Here is a 584-nt window from a genome sequence, read left to right as displayed (position 1 = left end):
GCCCGCGGCCAGCCAGGGCAAGCCGGTCAGCCTGGCCAGCAGGAGAAGAGGCAGAGGTGTCACGACGAGGGCGGTGATGGCGAGGAGGGCCTGCCGGGCGGTGTGGGTCTGCTGGTCCACGCCGAGCAGGTCGAGGTCGGCTCGGATGGAGGAGTCGGTGACCCGGTCACTCACCGCCCCCCCGTGTCCCCGCAGCGCCGTCTCGAGTGCACTCACCCCATGCGCCAGCCGCCGCGAGGCCGACAGCGGTGCGACGCCGTCCGCGGGTCCGGACCCTGAGTCCAGCGGTGTCCACCCGCCACCAGCCCCGCGGCTGTCCACGGACCCAGCGGGGTGGCCGGTCCGCTCGAGGTGGTGGAGCTGTTCGGCGAGCGTGGGACGAAGGCGGGCCCAGGCCAGCAGCACGAACAGTCCGGCGCCGATCAGCGCGCCGGCGGTGACGGCGCTCACCATCGGGCACCACCCGTCGCCGCGCGCCCGGCCGAGGCTCCCGCCCGGTCGCTGCCGCTGAGCCCAAAACCGGGGTGACCGCCGTGACCGGCTCGACTGTCGGGTCCGTCGGCGTGGTGGCTGGTGAGGAACCG

At 74.8% G+C, this 584-nt stretch carries 1 protein-coding gene; it reads right to left on the bottom strand.

The genetic code is table 11. From position 1 onward, the window contains the following. On the bottom strand, nucleotides 1–450 hold a 450-nt coding region (locus tag ACR80Q_RS18340; RefSeq protein ID WP_435379091.1), incomplete at its 3' end, for a hypothetical protein. Nucleotides 451–584: the final 134 nt, after the last annotated feature.

It is taken from the genome of Aquipuribacter aurantiacus (assembly GCF_051216895.1).
Taxonomy (GTDB): domain Bacteria; phylum Actinomycetota; class Actinomycetes; order Actinomycetales; family JBBAYJ01; genus Aquipuribacter.
The sequence above is the reverse complement of the archived record's forward strand: the minus strand, read 5'-3'. Positions and strand labels throughout refer to the sequence as shown.